Origin of the sequence: Chryseobacterium oleae, from assembly GCF_900115055.1 — a bacterium.
GTDB lineage: Bacteria > Bacteroidota > Bacteroidia > Flavobacteriales > Weeksellaceae > Chryseobacterium > Chryseobacterium oleae.
Window position 1 is genome coordinate 1,543,055 of sequence record NZ_FOVD01000001.1, and the last position, 16,498, is coordinate 1,559,552.

Annotated in this window: 13 protein-coding genes; 9 read left to right on the forward strand and 4 right to left on the reverse strand. The window is 35.7% G+C overall.

The genetic code is table 11. The features are described 5' to 3' along the window. Positions 1–444: 444 nt before the first annotated feature. Positions 445–1,893, reverse strand: a complete 1,449-nt coding sequence (locus BM143_RS07035; protein WP_090023826.1) for a serine hydrolase domain-containing protein — start codon at positions 1,891–1,893, stop codon at positions 445–447. A gap of 1,026 nt (positions 1,894–2,919) precedes the next feature. Here BM143_RS07035 and BM143_RS07040 point away from each other — a divergent pair. Next, positions 2,920–3,747, forward strand: a complete 828-nt coding sequence (locus tag BM143_RS07040) for a glycosyltransferase family 2 protein (protein WP_090023827.1) — start codon at positions 2,920–2,922, stop codon at positions 3,745–3,747. A gap of 491 nt (positions 3,748–4,238) precedes the next feature. Here BM143_RS07040 and BM143_RS07050 read toward each other — a convergent pair whose 3' ends face one another. Then, positions 4,239–4,688: a hypothetical protein gene (locus BM143_RS07050; RefSeq protein ID WP_090023829.1), complete on the reverse strand. Its 450-nt coding sequence runs from the start codon at positions 4,686–4,688 to the stop codon at positions 4,239–4,241. Between the two features lie 249 nt (positions 4,689–4,937). On the opposite strand from BM143_RS07050, the gene BM143_RS07055 reads away from it, so the two are divergent. The 8 genes from BM143_RS07055 (at position 4,938) to BM143_RS07090 (ending at position 14,267) form a co-directional block, all read left to right on the forward strand. Next, positions 4,938–5,489 (forward strand): glycine zipper domain-containing protein, encoded by a 552-nt coding sequence (locus BM143_RS07055; protein WP_090023830.1) that lies wholly within the window; start codon positions 4,938–4,940, stop codon positions 5,487–5,489. A gap of 51 nt (positions 5,490–5,540) precedes the next feature. Continuing rightward, positions 5,541–7,172, forward strand: a complete 1,632-nt coding sequence (locus BM143_RS07060) for an LIC_10190 family membrane protein (RefSeq protein WP_090023831.1) — start codon at positions 5,541–5,543, stop codon at positions 7,170–7,172. 50 nt (positions 7,173–7,222) lie between these two features. Beyond that, the gene (aroC, locus tag BM143_RS07065) at positions 7,223–8,293 is read left to right on the forward strand and encodes a chorismate synthase (RefSeq protein ID WP_090023832.1); all 1,071 of its coding nucleotides are present in this window, start codon (positions 7,223–7,225) and stop codon (positions 8,291–8,293) included. A 15-nt stretch (positions 8,294–8,308) separates the two neighbouring features. Further along, a complete protein-coding gene (locus BM143_RS07070) occupies positions 8,309–8,872 on the forward strand; it encodes a thioredoxin family protein (protein ID WP_072921625.1) in 564 nt (187 codons plus the stop codon). 48 nt (positions 8,873–8,920) lie between these two features. Beyond that, on the forward strand, positions 8,921–9,460 hold the full coding sequence (locus BM143_RS07075; RefSeq protein WP_047452305.1) for a TlpA family protein disulfide reductase: 540 nt from the start codon (positions 8,921–8,923) through the stop codon (positions 9,458–9,460). Between the two features lie 84 nt (positions 9,461–9,544). Then, positions 9,545–9,886, forward strand: a complete 342-nt coding sequence (locus BM143_RS07080) for a YkvA family protein (protein ID WP_034723657.1) — start codon at positions 9,545–9,547, stop codon at positions 9,884–9,886. A 124-nt stretch (positions 9,887–10,010) separates the two neighbouring features. Further along, positions 10,011–11,390 carry an orotidine-5'-phosphate decarboxylase gene (pyrF, locus tag BM143_RS07085; RefSeq protein WP_090023833.1) on the forward strand — a complete coding sequence of 460 codons (1,380 nt, stop codon included), beginning with the start codon at positions 10,011–10,013 and terminating at the stop codon, positions 11,388–11,390. A 54-nt stretch (positions 11,391–11,444) separates the two neighbouring features. Then, complete coding sequence (locus BM143_RS07090; RefSeq protein WP_228430706.1) at positions 11,445–14,267, forward strand: aminopeptidase; 2,823 nt, start codon at positions 11,445–11,447, stop codon at positions 14,265–14,267. 469 nt (positions 14,268–14,736) lie between these two features. Here the strand turns inward: BM143_RS07090 and BM143_RS07095 are convergent, their stop codons facing one another. Together BM143_RS07095 and BM143_RS07100 are read right to left on the reverse strand one after the other, a co-directional pair. Then, on the reverse strand, positions 14,737–15,504 hold the full coding sequence (locus BM143_RS07095; protein WP_167375252.1) for a T9SS type A sorting domain-containing protein: 768 nt from the start codon (positions 15,502–15,504) through the stop codon (positions 14,737–14,739). 88 nt (positions 15,505–15,592) lie between these two features. Further along, entirely contained in the window at positions 15,593–16,348 is a 756-nt protein-coding gene (locus BM143_RS07100; protein ID WP_090023835.1) for a T9SS-dependent surface endonuclease, AS87_RS02955 family, read from the reverse strand. Positions 16,349–16,498: the final 150 nt, after the last annotated feature.

Here is a 16,498-nt window from a genome sequence, read left to right on the forward strand (position 1 = left end):
AAGGTATTCTGATTCACTTGTCATCAAGCAGTTCATTGTGTGTTTTTATTATCATGAATAAAAATAGATTATTTTAAAGAAATAATCTCCAATATTTGAATTATTTTTTAACAAAATTAATCATATAATAATTAATCAATTCTTGAGTTATGAAGAATAAATAATCCTTTGAGCCCTCAAATTTACTATTTAAAAAAGCAGACCTCATTAATTATCAGTCAACGACGTATTTCTTCAACAAACAATTATCACGTTGATAAAACCTTTATGCATCTTCTGATGGTATTAATCGGGAATTGCAAACAAAAAAAAACTTCCCATTATGGGAAGAATTGTAAGTACTAAATGATTGGGAATGAATGATAATAAACAATGCTAAATTAATCCATCGCAAACCTCCATCCTATGACCCAGATCATAAAGAATCTTTTTGTATTATAGTTTTCAATTTTGGGTTTGAATTTCTTTTAAAACTTTCTTCCCGTTTTCGTTATCAGGATTTAAGTCGAGAGACTTTTTATACATTTCAATACCTTTAGTTTTATCTCCTGTTTTTAATAGTACTTCGCCGTAACTGTCATAAGCATTCCAGCTATCAGGATACAAATACACGTTAAGCTTAAAAATACCCAGTGCTTCGTTCTTTTGATTGGTGGTCAGCAACCGGTACCCCCAATTGTTCAGTTCAGATTCCTGTGGCTTAAAATCCGGATTTTGTTTTTTCTCATTCTTCACGAAATCTATTGCATTTTCATATCCGACCTTTTGTAGATTTTTCCTGAGATAAGTCAGCGGATCCGCTTTAATAATATCCGGAATATAGCATCCTGCAATTTCTTCAATAAAATCTTCCGGAGCACTTCCTCCTAAATTGGTCAGTACAATCACCGCCAAATGATCATCAGGATAAATGAGCAGAGCAGATCTGTTTCCGCCCGACATTCCAATCGCTTTATGATTTTTTCTGAGCTTCGCAATTCCCCAACCGCGTCCCCAATCCGTAGGTGTTCCATTATTAAATTTAGCAGGAGACCACATGGTATCAATTGTTGATTGTTTTTGCAGTAATTTTCTGTTTTGCAGGGCAATAACCCAATTGGCAAGATCTTCGGAAGTACTGTTAAGACCGGCGCCTGTTCTGGTAAAATCAGGAAATTCATAATAATTATTGACCAATTTATCCCCACTCATCCTTTTTCCATCGAAAAAACTTCTGTAGCTGTAGCTCGGTGCATAATGCGGAATAATATCTCTTGAATCTCCGAAAACCGTATTTTTCAAATGGACAATCTTAAATTGTTTTTCTTCGAAGAATTCAGCAAATGGTTTATGGGTAAGCTTCTCTATAATTTTCCCCAGCAAATAATAATTGGTTTGATTATAACTGAACTGCTCTCCTGTTTTAAATTGCATAGGAGTGGTTTTAAGTTTTTCGAAAATCGGTTCTTCACTTCCTAGTACCCCAACATTTCCGGTTACAGGATCTAAAAGTCTCAGCATATCAGGCAGTCCTGAAATATGTGTTAACAGTTGATCTATTGTTATTTTTTGCCATTCCAAAGGCAAGCCATCCAGATAAGTACTGACAGGTGCCTCCAGTTTTATTTTCCCCTGTTCAACCAATTGCATAACGGCTACCCCAGTGAAAATTTTAGTATTTGAATTAATGGGGAAAATCGTATTAGTCTTCACCTCAATCCGATCTTGTACATTGGCGAGCCCGTATGATTTGTTTAAAACAATTTTCCCATTCCGAACAACAGCAACCTGCACTCCCGGGATTCGTCTTATTTTCATTTCCCTTTGAATGACTTCATCTACATTGGAACTTATGTTTTGAGCAAAAGAGGATAAGGAGATGAGTAATGATACAATAAACAGATAAATTTTCATGGTTTATTTTTACATATAAAACAACTGAAAACCAAATCTATTACAGCCTTTTAATAATTTAACATGAATGTTTTTTTTGAAGGCGACTGTATGCTCCAATTGTGTCTTCAATACAACAAAATAGTAAGGCAAAAAAAATCCCCAGATTGCTCTGGGGATAAAAACTAATAACCATGAAAACTCAAATTAAACATGAGTTGCTTCATATATTGAAAAATCGTGCCAAAGTAGCTTTTACTAAAAACACTTTTCTATATTTTTTCAAACTTATTATTTCTGAAAATGTTCAGGTTTACATTTTTCATCAAGAATAAAAATGAGTAAACCGCCTAAATAATCACGCTTTCAAGCGACTACAATAATCTATAAAAAAATATAACTCACAGATTCATATTGAAAAATAAATAACGCAAACATTAAGTTCATGATCAAAATCATAAATCAGCCATATTTTTCTTTTATATTAACGTGAAACCAATTCAGTTATTATCAATATTTTTTTTATCCTAAAAAAACAGGAAAGCATTTATTGCATATTTTTATTTCGATCTCGTACGTCCGTCCTTACAATGGGAAGTTTTAAGGGTAAAATTTGTGGCAAAATAAAAAGCCCCCATAATGGAGGCCTCAAAAAACACAAATGATGAAAAAATTTTTATAATCTTTAAATAATTATCTATCGTTTAATCTTACAGCCAAAATTAATTCATTTTAGTCTTTCCACTTTATGACTGAACTCATAAAGTTGTTTTTTTAGTTCATCCTTTTCTAAAATTATGCTTTAAAACTTAAATGCAATAAATGAAAAGCCCACATAAGACTCTATATCCAACAATATCAAATAGTTCACATTTAAAACATAAAATGTTTTTTTATAATATCAACACAAATAAATGATTATTAACAAATATTATAAACCATAATCTTAGAAAATACGAAAAATAAATTAAATATAACATGATCGAGGTTATGTTTTTCCACTATTTTATTTCCTAGTTTTACATATCTATTTTAATTCAATATAACGTGATAAAATTCTCTATACTTATTGCCAATTACAACAATGGTAAGTATTTTAGAGACTGTTATAACTCGTTGATCAGCCAGACATACGGAAGCTGGGAAGTTATAATTGTCGATGATGCATCTACTGATGATTCTGTAGAACAAATCAAGGGCATTATACAAAATGACTCCCGTTTCAGGATCTACAAAAATGCCACTAATCAGGGCTGCGGCTATACCAAGAGAGAATGCATGAAATATGCGCAAGGAGAAATATGTGCGTATCTGGATCCGGATGACGCCCTTTATTCCGATGCTTTAGAAAAAACAGCTGAAGAGTTTGCTAAAAATGATATTACAGCTGCATATTCGCAAATGATGCTTTGTGATGAAAATTTAAATCAGAATAAAGTATACGCCAGCACCAAACAGATCTACAACAGCAGATATTTTTTCAACTGCCCTACTCAATTTGCACACTTCTTTACTTTTAAAAAAGAAACTTACCTGAAGACTTCCGGCATCAATCCCCATTTAAAAAGTGCCGTAGACCAGGACCTCTACCTAAAGATCCTGGAACATGGTAACGTAAAATACATCAAAGAACCCCTCTATCTGTACAGATTACACTCTAATGGTATTTCCCAGCATAATTTTAAACAAGGAGCTAAGGAGTCTTTTGCCAAAGTAATCCACGATGCCATGAAAAGACGGGGCATCAGCAGGATCAACAACAAGATAGTTCCGGATGTATATACCGATGCACAGGAAATCTACGAGCTCCTGAACTATCAGACCCAGAAACTACACCGGTTGATTAATAAAGTAAAAGTAACTTTCAACATATAATTTGATTATGGCTTCTCAGAAATGGGAAGCTTTTTTTATTTTCAATCAACGGCTTTTCTCTTTCAGATTGGTTGGAAATCAAAACGGCCCCCAATCAAGGAGGCCTAAAAACACAAATGATGAAAAAAATCTATTTAGAAAAATCCAAATAGAATTTGTTGACAATGATTGTCTTAATATTTTTTCTTACTGTACTTTTTCCAGTAAGCGAAGTCATAGCTGTAGCACCAAAAGTCAGATTTATGATTGATTTTTTTTAGAATCATATAACATCCTAAAATAACGAGCATTGATAAGACAAACAAAATAATCAGTTTTAAAATAAATGAATAGTCATGGATATCCATAATGAATAGTTTTCAGTTTTTATAATGTTAAATTTAATATAAATTTCCACACAGTGTGAATAAAAACTATTTATATCTATGAATTCATTAAAAAAATCCTCGTGTGAGGATTAATAAACGGATGTAAATATTTTTACCACTATGCTATTCTGCCCAGGTTACCGGAATATAAACGGTAATATAGCCATCTGCATCTACCTGCGCATCAGATACAGTTCCTGTTACAGACCCGTACCCTGTCCAGCCTCCTTGTCCCTGCATAGCAGAAAATTTATAAGTTCCTGCCGGGATTCCTTCATAATATCCCGGAAGTGTCTGAAAACCTCCGCTGTAATAAGTATCAAACACTTCTCCTGTAGCTGTATTTTCAGCCAGAAAACTACCAACATCGTGATTTCCTGAAAGTGTTTTCACTCCATCCAAAGAAATAAGACCGAATCTCACTTTATAGGTATTCGTTTTTGAAGCTTCTTTAGAGACTTCAGATTTCGCCTGAGGTTTAACATCAGTCACCATATCATCATTGGAAGAGCACGATACAGCTGCCACCGACAAGGCTACAAAAGCCATCGTTTTAAAAATTGCTATTTTCATATTAAAGTAATTTGGTATTTCAAAAGTAACCAATTCATGTGAACTGAATAAAAACCTTTAATTAACTTAAAATTACATTCCAACCCCGATCCGCAGAGGGAAGCTATACAAACCGATAGAACCGGAAAAGCAGGTTTTATGTAAAAAATTATTATTTTAACATTCATTAACTAAATTTTGGCTTCATAATTGAAAATACAAAGGAAGTTGTTGCCGTTTTGGCTCAGACTACTTATTAAAATTTGAATTATGAGAAAGATAGTATTAACAGGTATTTTATCAGTTTTTTTACTGACAGCCTGTAAAAAAGACGACAGGACAGCTGAAAAATCTCTTGAAGAGCAGAAACTTGAATTTCAGGCAAGACAGCTTGATATAGAAAAACAAAAGCTGGCCATTGAGAAAGAAAAACTAGTATACGAGGCACAGAAAAAGGTAGACAGCATCTCTGAAAGTAAAAAAACTCAGGCAGCTGCTGCAGCCAATTCAAAACCTCAGATCATAAGAGAAACGAAAACAGTATATAGAGACAGAGGATCCAACTCCAATTCAGGAGGCGGTACTTATGCAGATAACGGAAACAGTTCTTCACAAGGAACTGCCCAAAAGAAAAAAGGATGGAGTAAAGCCGCTAAAGGAACCGCAATCGGTGCCGTGGGTGGTGCCGCTTTAGGAGCCATTGTTGCTAAGAAAAACAGAGGTCTTGGAGCCGTGATCGGTGGTGTAGTTGGTGGTGCAACCGGTTATACAATCGGTAGAGCCGGAGACAGAAAAGACGGACGAGTACAACCGCGTAATTAATATTTTCACGATAACATTTAAAGATTGCTTATTTTTAGGCAATCTTTTTTTATGATGTTACTTTTACTTTCCACGGTTCTCATTATCCCGGTCCTGACAGGATGGGGAAAAATCATGGAAAGATTCACAGGTTCTTTATTGAATGGGATTTCAGGAAATATTGTAACAGGAATAGTAGGACTCAGTCTGATCTGGACCGTTCTCGCATTTTTCATTCCTATCAATATATATGCAGAAATTCCTTTTGTATTGGCAGGGATTTTATTTTTCTTCATCAAGAAACTCTATCTGGAATTCTATAAGTTTTCAAAGAAAGATACTTTTCTGATTGGTGGTATTTCATTGACCATTCTATATGCAGGCTCTTTTTATCCTTATATATTGGATCATTTCGGGTATTATGTTCCCACAATCAAATGGCTTACCGAATTTGGTCTTATTAAAGGTATTACCAATTTGGATTTCACGTTAGGACAGATGTCCATTTGGCATATTTTCCAGGCAGGATTTTCCAACTTTTCAGATCCTTTTTTAAGGATGAATGCTATTCTGCTGATCATTTATACCCTTTACATTTTTGAAAGAAAAAGTTGGATACAGCTTTGTTTTATTCCGGTCTTATTACTTTTTTCACAGTCTCCCAGCCCTGATCTTCCCGTGATCATTTTATCATTAATTATTTTAAATGAAATCATACAAGGAAATAAAAATATTAGTCTTTTATTCGCCTGCTCTGTTTTTATTTTTTCTATAAAGCCCACGATGATCTGGCTTCCTGTATTCACTTTTCTTTGTTCTGTGTTTATCTTCAAACCTAATTATAAACATTCCGTCTTCGGGATTCTCATCCTTCTGCTGTTCTTTATTAAAAATATATGGACATTCGGATATCCGGTATTCCCTGTTGCTGTGGGCGACCTGGGATTCAGCTGGAAACCGAATCCTGAAGTTTTAAAAATCTCCTCTCAATATGCCATTCAGAAAACCTATGATATGCAGTATACCTATGAGGAAATTCAAAAGTTTTCTTCCTACGATGCGGTCAGAAACTGGTTTTCGCTGGAAGGAATTAAATCAAAGATCAATATTATTTTCATCTTCAGTTTAGTAGTATTTTCTGTTTTCGCTATCCTTAAAAAGAAAAAGATCATCACACTGATCTGTATTTCTCTGTTGATAAAAAGTATACTCGTATTGGCTTTTTCTGCACAATACCGATTTTTCATCGATGTGTTTTTTGTCATGTTTTTTATCCTGTTCATTCAGTTAAGCAAAAGAAATTCACTTGTCCTTTTCTCTGCATTAAGTTTTCTGGTGATCGGAGTTTTAAGTTTTCCCAACTTTATCCGCCACTACATTCCAAGTTTTAAACCGGGAAATTTCATGGCAGGATTCAAAAAAGAGCAACTTTACAAGCCTTCAACTTATCGTTACAATAAATTTGAAACGTTTCAGACAGGAAATTTAAAGTTCAATATATCAAAAGATTACCCTTTTAATTTTGACACACCCCTTCCTGCGATTTCATCCGGATATGTTCTTGATGATGTACAGTCTGGAATTTTCCCTCAATACATCGACGGAAAAAACATTAAAAAAGGATTGATCTGGAAAAAACTCACCCCGGAGGAAAAAAAGGAATTGGAGAACGTTATCAATAATATCAAAAACACTGATAAATAGAACAAATGCAGAAACTTTAATATCTGAAGAAAAATAGGTAATTTTGTATCATGTTCAACACATTAGGTAATCTTCTCAGTCTTACAACATTTGGAGAAAGTCACGGCGTGGCTTACGGCGGTATCATCAATAATTTTCCGGCAGGATTAACGGTAGATTTCGATAAAATTCAATATGAATTGGATCGTAGAAAACCGGGCCAGTCTGCAATAGTCACTCAAAGGAAAGAAAGCGACACGGTAAAGTTCCTTTCCGGAATCTTTGAGGGAAAAACTACGGGTACCCCAATAGGTTTTATAATAGAAAATGAAAATCAGAAGTCTAAGGACTATGATCATATTGCAGATTCATATCGTCCGAGTCATGCAGATTTCACGTATGACCAGAAATTTGGAATAAGAGATTATCGCGGAGGAGGAAAATCTTCAGCAAGAGAAACCATCAACTGGGTCGTTGCCGGCGCTTTGGCTAAACAGCTTTTGTCAGGCATCGAGATCAATGCATACGTTTCTTCCGTAGGTGATATTTTCTGTGAAAAACCTTATCAGGCACTGGATTTTTCCAAAACGGAAAGCAATGATGTGCGTTGTCCTGATGCTGAAACTGCAGAAAGAATGATCGAAAGGATCAAAGAAATCAAAAAAGAAGGGAATACGATCGGTGGTACGGTGACGTGCGTGATCAAAAACGTCCCTGTTGGCATTGGAGAACCTATTTTCTCTAAACTTCAGGCTGAATTGGGCAAAGCAATGCTGAATATCAACGCCTGCAAAGGTTTTGAATACGGAAGTGGTTTCTGCGGAGCAAAAATGACCGGAAAGGAGCATAATGACGCCTTCAATACAGATTTTACAACGAAATCCAATCTTTCAGGAGGAATCCAGGGAGGGATTTCCAACGGAATGGATATTTATTTCCGTGCTGCATTCAAGCCTGTGGCTACTATTTTAAGACCTCAGGACAGTGTGGACAGATACGGAAATCCTGTGATCGTAGAAGGTAAAGGACGTCATGATCCATGTGTAGTGCCCAGAGCGGTTCCTGTAGTGGAAAGCTTAGCTGCATTTGTACTGGCTGACCTGTTTTTGATCAACAAAACAAGAAATATTAATAATTTTTAATACATAACTTTAGTAATGAAAAATTACTGGGATCAGGGTATTTCTTTTGAAGAATATATCCGCATCGGAAGAGAAAGACTGGAAAACCCTTCCACTCAACAAGAAATTGAATACAAACAATATTACGAACTGGGACTTCAGAGAATGGACAGAACACTTAAAAAGTATGTTCCGGATGAAGAACAGTTAAAAGAATTAGCTGCCAAAAATTTTGACGGAAAGATTCTCATCATTTCAGAAGCGTGGTGTGGCGATGCCAGTGCTACGGTTCCTGCTCTTGTTACTTTTTTTAAGGGACACAATGAGGTGAAAATTTTTCTTAGAGACAGTGATAAAAGCCTGATTGGCCAGTTTATGACCAACGGAACGGAATCGATCCCAAAGGTGATCATTCTGGATAAGGATTTTAATGTGAAAAATTCATGGGGACCGCGTCCAAAATACGGATACGAGCTATTAATGAAGCATAAAGCCGATCCTGAAGCTTACCCGAAAGATAATTTTTACAACGATCTTCAATTGTATTATGCCAAAAACAGAGGTAAAGATGCAGTTCAGGAGATTTTAGAATTATTATAATACAAGATTGAATTCCATACAGCTTAAAATAACAGTAAAGATCAACGCATGAAAAAGAATATCATTTATATTGTCCTTATCATCATCATTGGTGTGGTAGCTTTTGTCCCGGGACTAAAGGAATATCTGAGAGATCAGTTTTTCCCGATCGCTACGATTGAAAATGCCGTGCATGTAAGTGAAGAGGATTATGATGTTGAGCTGAAAGGAATCAATGTACCGAGTACGAATCTTAAAGCTTTCAAGAACAAACCTGTTTTCCTGAATTTCTGGGGAACATGGTGTCCACCGTGCAGAAAAGAATGGCCTACGATTCAGAAGTTATATGATACAAGAAAAGGAAATGTAGATTTTGTCCTTATTGCGATGAATGACAAGGAAGAGGCGGTCGTAAAGTTTTTAAAGGAAAATAATTATAACGTTCCTGTCTACATTGCTCAAAGTCCTATCTCAGAAAAAATACTTCCCAAAGTATTTCCTACCACGTTTCTTATTGATCAGCATGGAAGGATCATCATCAAGGAGGATGCCTACAGAGATTGGAACACAGAGACTGTGCATCAGTTCATTGATAATATCATCAAGTAATTTATTTAACTAAATTTTATAGTTTATTGGTATAAAATTTGCGAAATTTACTGTGTTGAAAAATTTATTAAAACTAAACACAAAATGAAATATTCAAAATTGAATCTTGCAAAAGAGGCCATCAGCCACAAAGGTTTCGTAAAGAAAATCCCTGATATATTCAGAATGGTAAAACTATGGAGAAAAGGAGAATATCCGATGAGATCCATTGACATTATCCTTCCGCTTCTGGGACTTTTATATGTAATCTCCCCTATTGACCTTCTTCCTGAGTTTGCGGTGCCTGTATTAGGTGTCATGGATGACCTGGCGGTATTATCGCTTACGATTCCAAAGCTGATCAAAGAAGTGGATAAATTCTTACTGTGGGAAGCTGAGCAGAGGCTGAACGGAACAAAAGTTATCGACGCAGAAATTGTAAAATAATAATTTACAGAAATATTCTTTAACCATCCTGAAACATTTCGGGATGGTTTTTTATTGACAAATGACGGATAAATTTTTAAGCCTTATTTCAAATCATTAAATTTGCAGTATCTAATAAAAAATAATGGAAAGTAAAAAAGAATTTTTCTTAGAGTGCTACAAGCTGGGCATCATCAAATTTGGAAGGTTTACCTTGAAAAGCGGTATCGAAAGTCCGTTCTATGTAGACCTGAGACCTTTGGCTTCAGACCCGAAAATTTTAAAAAATCTGGCTAATTATCTGTTGGAAATGCTTCCGTTGGATAATTTCGATTTAATCTGCGGGGTGCCTTATGCAGCGCTTCCGATGGCTACTGCTATGTCTTTGGAAAGCTACATTCCATTAATTATTAAAAGAAAAGAGGCCAAAAACTACGGAACGAAAAAGCTGATCGAAGGAATTTATCAGAAAGGACAGAACTGTCTTTTGGTAGAGGATGTGATCACTTCCGGAAAATCTCTTGTAGAAACCATCGCTGAGGTAGAACAGGAAGATCTTAAAGTAGCTGACATCGTTGTGGTTCTCGACAGAGAGCAGGGCGGAAAACAGTTACTGGAAAGCAAAGGATACAGAGTTCATACGCTTTTCAATATTTCAGAAGTTTGTACGATTCTTCAGGAAACCGGAGAACTTTCTGATGAAGAGGTAAAAAGAATTCAGGATTTCCTTCAGGGAAACCATATTCAGTTTGAAGAAAAGACAAGAAGTTCTTACGAGCAGAAACTCGCGCATGCACAGCATTCTGTTTCTAAAAAGTTACTTGAAACTGCTTTGGCTAAAAAATCAAACCTTATTGCATCGGCTGATGTCACTACCACACAGGAATTACTTGCTCTTGCTGAAAAAGTAGGACCTCACGTGATTGCATTGAAAACGCATATTGACATCATTTCAGATTTTGACTATGAAAAAACAATTCTTCCGTTAAAAGCATTGGCTGAAAAACACCAGTTCTTATTGATGGAGGACAGAAAATTTGCAGATATCGGGAACACGCAGGAACTTCAGTTTACCAGCGGTGTATTTAAAATTACAGACTGGGCAGATTTCGTGACCTCACAGGTGATCGGAGGATTTGAATCTCTGGACTGCTTTAAAAATGTAGGGGTTGTAGCCATTGTAGGAATGTCTTCCAAAGGAGCACTGACTACAGCAAGTTACCGTGAAGAAGCTTTAAAAGTGGCATTATCACATCCAAACGTAATCGGTGGGGTATCTCAGAATCAGATTCCTGAAGAGCTTCTGCTTTTCACTCCGGGTGTTAATCTTGCAGATTCAGGAGACGGAAAAGGACAACAGTACAATACGCCTGACCATGTCTTCAAAATGCTTCACTCCGATTTTATCATTGTAGGCAGAGGAATTTATAAATCTGACGATCCTGAAACGGCTGCTATCACGTATAAAAACGAAGGCTGGAATGCTTATGTTAATTCTTTGCAAAAAAATACCATCCAGGGCTAAAACGCTGTTGAATATATTCAAAATAAGTTTATATTTGGGCTTTATCACAGGATATTGAAAAAGATCACCACATGCCTTGTTTTGTTTTGGGGAATTGTACAGGTTTCTGGGCAAAAAGACAGCATATACATTGAAGCGAAATTATCTGCCGACAGAAAAACGCTGGAGGTCAATCAGGAAATTGTGTACCACAATCATTCCGATAAGGACCTGCACTCGGTGAAACTTCTCAATTGGGTTTCTGCTTATAACAAAAAAGGGACCTCTCTGGTTTATAGAAAGCTGGAAGACCGCAGCAGTGATCTTCATTTTGCAAAACCAGAACAACTGGGTAAGCTTCTGGATTTAGAGATCAAAAATTCAGAGCAGCAGCCAGTTCCAATAAGTTCCAAGACGGATGAAAATCTTTTTCTTCCTCTGGCAGAAGCTTTAAAGCCTGGTGAAAGTATTACCTTACAGCTTCATTACAGTATGTCCCTTCCTGATAAGAAATTTACAGGTTATGGTACAGCTGATACAATGACAGCCTTAAAATATTTCTTTATTGTTCCGGATCATTTTGATCCGGACAATATTTCCAAAAGAAATTATCATGATATTGAAGAGTCCGTAAGTTTCAACACGTTCTGGACCGTTAATTTTGATCTTCCTCCCAACAGTTTTATCGAAGGGAATCTCCCGCAGGTTCAGATGAATTCATTCAAAGGGTATCTCGACTCTGATCCTGAATTCGTGATTGCACAGAACGGGCTTCCTTCCATAAAAATTAATGTGGATGGATCAGATATGGAAATTAAATTCGGATACAATCTGAAGCCGGAAGAAAAGCAGAATCTTGAATTTTACCTTCCTTTACATTTAAAGTTCATTAAAGAGAAGATCGGCTTCCTTCCAAAAAATCTTTTTATATCTGATAAGTTCAGGTCATCGGAAGACTTTTTTGGAAATAATGACATTGCTTTCTGGAAATTCAGATTTCAGCTGTTCAACGATTCTGAGAAAACAGATCTTGACTATTTCGGAATCATCACCAAAAAGGTTCTTGACGAAAGTATTATCGCAGATAAGCTGGACCATCACTGGTTTAAAAACGGTTTAAAATCATATCTGGAAATCCAGTATCTTCAAAAGTTTTACAAAGACGCCAAATTATTGGGTAATCTTCCGGAAACAAAAATTTTCGGAGTAAAACCTCTGAAACTGTTCCATGCTTCTCAGGTGAAACTTATAGACCGTTACGGATTATCGTATCAATACATCATGTCTCAGAATCTTGATCAGAAGATCAGTGAAAAATTCACGGTTTTGAGCAATTTTAATCATATGGCGGTCAGCAGTTTTGAAACGGGAAGTCTTTTCAATTATACCGCTGAAAAAATGGGGTATGATCATTTCAACGCTATTTTGAAAGATTATATCGTCAAAAATACGGACAGAAAAATCGATCCGGAAGAATTTCTGAAGGAGCTGGCAGAAAAAGATAAAACATCAGCGTATCTGTCAGATTTCCTGAAACAAAAAAACCGGGTTAACTTCAGACTGAAAAATGTCAGAAAAGAAGAGGATTCTTTAAATATTAAAATCGCAAAAAATACAGACTCTCCGATTCCTGTAAAGCTGGAAACCAAGACCAGTGAAGGTGAGAAAAAATCTTACTGGATAGAAACGGAACAAGACGAAAGAATTACGAATTTCGCTCTTCCTGCTTCAGAAGATATTCACAAAGTAACGCTTAACAGTGGGTATATCTTCCCTGAATCTAAATACAGAGACAACTTCCTGTATGCAAAAGGTCTGTTTTCGAATGCTAAAAAAATAAAATTCAAGCTGATTAAGGATATTCCCAATCCTGAATACAACGAAATATACATCAGCCCAAGGGTACGTTTTAATAATACCTATGATAAATTCCTTTTAGGTGTGAACTTAAAAAACCAGTCTTTGTTTGATCAGAAATTCCTGTATTCATTTACTCCAACCTACAGTACCGGAACCGGAAAACTGACAGGATCAGGAGCGGTCTCCTACTCTTTTCTTCCGGCTGAAAGTATTTTCAGGAGTATTACTTTTGGAGTGTCAGGATCTTATTTCCACTATGATTACGGATTGGCTTACAGAAAAGGTTCGGTATTCTCGAGTTTCAGCTTTAGGAAAAATCCAAGAAGTACAGTCAGCAGAAGTATTGGATTTTCCTACAATTATCTGGAAAGAGATCTGAGTCCAAAAATGGTGGCCAACAGAGATTACGGCAAGTACAACCTGTGGACCGCCGGATATGGCTACAGTGACAGCCAGATGATCCATGAAAAAAGCTTGAGTTTAAGTACTCAGGGCATGGAAGATTTCAATAAAATAACTGCCGAAGGATTTTACAGATGGGAATTTGCACCTAAACAAAAGTTGAGCCTCAGATTATTTGCCGGTTATTTTGTAAGGAATGAGACCCGAAATAATATGTTCAACTATGGAATCTCAAGGGTTTCAAACTATTCTTTCTCCTACAATCTTTTGGGTGAAAGTGCCAACAGCGGATTACTCGCTCAACAGTTTATCTTGGCTGACGGAGGATTTAAATCTTTTCTTCCCGGATCTGTCAATCAGTGGATCACGTCTTTTAATGTAGATTCAAGTGTCTGGAAGATATTCCATGTTTATGCGGATGTCGGGATGTATAAAAACAAAAACCGTCCTGCAGAATTCATCTGGGACAGTGGTATTAAAGTGAGGGTAATTCCGGATTTCCTTGAAGTTTATTTCCCGATACAGTCGTCCTTAGGTTTTGAACCTTCTTTTAAAGATTACGCTAAACGCATCAGATATACGCTTGTCCTTAATCTTGGTGCAGTCATCAATGCGGCCAGAAGAGGTTGGTATTAAGGAGGTGGAAGAGCGGCTGGAAGTTAGTATTAGGCATTTATTTTTAACCCTCTTTAAAATTATTTGATGAACTTGGTCTTAAAAACTAATAAAGATTGTTTCTCATCTCTAAATAATTTCATATTTACGGACTTTAGTTTAAATAAAAAAAGCAACTGTAAGGTACAGCTGCTTCTTTTAACATGTTATATTGAAAACTAACTTTTAAATTCTTTTAAACAGATTTAATCCATCTTATTCAAGCTAAATATTTCGGCTGTTATTTCTATATGAAATATATCAAAAACAGTACCACAAAAAACAAGGATTTTTAAAGAATACGCTTTAAAAGAAATATATTCTACAGGTTTTAAAGTATTAACTAATAAGTTTCAAATAAAAACCAACTATAAGGTATGATTTTATAAAAAAGCTCCGGCCATTTCTTCGAAATGGCCGGAGCGTATATTCTTTAAAAGAAACTAAAAAATTAGTCTTTTAAGATCTTCTGAGATACAGGTTCGTTGTTTACAGTTCCTGTTACGATATAGTTTCCTTTTGCCAGGTCTGCAACATTTACAGCCTCATTTTCTTTTACAGAAAGAGATTTCACAACTTGTCCGAACATATTGTAGATTTTTAAGTCTTTACAATTTTTCGCAAAATTGATTTCTGATTTTACAAAAGTATTTTTAACTAAACTGTATTTTGATACAGATAAATCAGCTGTAGATAAAGAAGAGTTCTGAATTAAAGAAAACTCATCAAAGCTCGCTGTAGAATTATTATAAGCACGTACTTGTAACTGGAACTGAACAGCCGCCGCAGGAGAAGTAAAAGTTAATGTTTTTTGAGTCCAAACACCTACTTTAGCTAAGTAACCATTATTATTTCTCAATGGATCTGTTGTTGCATCAGTTGTCAAATATACAGGAGCAGATCCAGCATCTAGAAAGCAAGACCAAATTCTAGCTCCATTTCCAGTACCTGCAGATTTATACCAAAAGCTAACGGTATATTGAGTATTAGCACTAATAGGAATATTTTGATAAAACCCGGTTGTTGCTGTTGCTACATATTTAGCATAATTTGCTCCCTGGTAAGGAGTATCCGTCTCAGCTGTAGGTAAAGTGTAAGAAGCTACCGTACCTGCTGTCCAATTACTAAGCCCACTTTCAAAACCTGGGTTTTGAACTAAATTTTGAGAAAATCCCAAAATACATGAAGTAATTCCTAAAACAGTAAAGATTTTTTTCATTATAAAAAGTTTTAAATTTATGGGGTAAAAGTACAAAAAAACCGCCATTATATTAAAATGACGGTATATAATTAACAATTAATTAAAGTTACCTTTTTATTATTTTCTCGGAAACCGCTTTACCATTGATATTTCCGGCAACAATATAAATCCCTTTTTCGAGATCTAATATATTCAACGTTCCGTTTTCTTTTACAGAAGCCGTTTTAACCAATTGACCACTTACATTGAAAATTTTAACATCAGATTGAACTCCAAAATAGATTTCATTCTCTACTGAAGTATTTTTAATGAATTTAACTGAAGAAGATTTAGTATCATTCACAGCAAGTGCACCTTGAGACACCAGTTTAATATCATCGATGAAGAATCTTCTTCCTCCTGCTGCTGAAGCAAATCTAAGTTTTGTCGCAGCTGTTCCTCCCTGTATATTTACGGTATAAGTAGAAAATTCTGAATTGGTCAAAGTAAAAGTACTGGTACCGCTTATGCTTCCTCCCCCGGTGATGGTAACCGTTAACGATGTATTATCAGTACTGAAACCAGCAGCTCTGAAAGTTAATGTTGCATTCCCTGAAAGTCCTGTCAGTGCCGGTGTAGTTACAGCTCCTGCAGTACTGCCGGAACCAGCTTTGATACACTGTGATCCTCCTCCTGCTGCTCCAAATATCCAACCTGCTGTGGTATAAGTACTCAGCGATTTTGTTCCAATATTTCCGGTCCAGGCATTATCATTTCCTCCGGTTCCATCTAAATCATCAAACGTTGCATTGAAAACAGTAGTCTGAGCAAATGTCGCAACAGCAAATACAGCTGTAGCCACTAACGAATAAAATTTTTTCATGATTGTAAAATTTAATTATTAATAATTTACACCCCAAAATTACCAGTATTTTTCAGGGGTTTACAATAATTAGATTAATTTTCTGTTAATAATGCTAAACCCACTTCCGTTAACATTTTTTAGCTATTTTTACGAATTATTTTGATAAGC

Coding starts and splice junctions, on each gene's coding strand:
- BM143_RS07035 (WP_090023826.1), bottom strand. CDS start 1,893: ATGAAAATTTATCTGTTTATTGTATCATTACTCATCTCCTTATCCTCT.
- BM143_RS07050 (WP_090023829.1), bottom strand. CDS start 4,688: ATGAAAATAGCAATTTTTAAAACGATGGCTTTTGTAGCCTTGTCGGTG.
- BM143_RS07055 (WP_090023830.1), top strand. CDS start 4,938: ATGAGAAAGATAGTATTAACAGGTATTTTATCAGTTTTTTTACTGACA.
- BM143_RS07060 (WP_090023831.1), top strand. CDS start 5,541: ATGATGTTACTTTTACTTTCCACGGTTCTCATTATCCCGGTCCTGACA.
- aroC (WP_090023832.1), top strand. CDS start 7,223: ATGTTCAACACATTAGGTAATCTTCTCAGTCTTACAACATTTGGAGAA.
- BM143_RS07070 (WP_072921625.1), top strand. CDS start 8,309: ATGAAAAATTACTGGGATCAGGGTATTTCTTTTGAAGAATATATCCGC.
- BM143_RS07075 (WP_047452305.1), top strand. CDS start 8,921: ATGAAAAAGAATATCATTTATATTGTCCTTATCATCATCATTGGTGTG.
- BM143_RS07080 (WP_034723657.1), top strand. CDS start 9,545: ATGAAATATTCAAAATTGAATCTTGCAAAAGAGGCCATCAGCCACAAA.
- pyrF (WP_090023833.1), top strand. CDS start 10,011: ATGGAAAGTAAAAAAGAATTTTTCTTAGAGTGCTACAAGCTGGGCATC.
- BM143_RS07095 (WP_167375252.1), bottom strand. CDS start 15,504: ATGAAAAAAATCTTTACTGTTTTAGGAATTACTTCATGTATTTTGGGA.
- BM143_RS07100 (WP_090023835.1), bottom strand. CDS start 16,348: ATGAAAAAATTTTATTCGTTAGTGGCTACAGCTGTATTTGCTGTTGCG.